Here is a 294-nt window from a genome sequence, read left to right on the forward strand (position 1 = left end):
ATACTTGCTTCCACCTTCCCTTTTCATTCATCAGCAAATGACACTCTGGTTGAATCTATTGAGCGTTTTACGGATATTTTTTCCGTCAGCTTATCTCAAAATCCAGACAATGATAAAACGGTCGCTACACTTGATATAAACTATCAAATCAATGATAAATTGCGTGTTTTTGGAGAGGTTGATACTCAAGAATACTGGCAGGCAGGTGTTGGCTACTCTTTTTGGCAGGGAGATACGTACTACACTGAAAACACGTTAAAAGTCAGCGAACAAGAGGTTACAACCGGTATTTTC

1 pseudogene is annotated in these 294 nt (G+C 39.1%); it reads left to right on the plus strand.

The features are described 5' to 3' along the window. Positions 1 to 294: pseudogene (locus AB4486_RS28115) on the plus strand (hypothetical protein); the annotation flags it as partial.

It is taken from the genome of Vibrio sp. 10N.222.55.C6, assembly GCF_041473395.1.
GTDB lineage: Bacteria > Pseudomonadota > Gammaproteobacteria > Enterobacterales > Vibrionaceae > Vibrio > Vibrio crassostreae_C.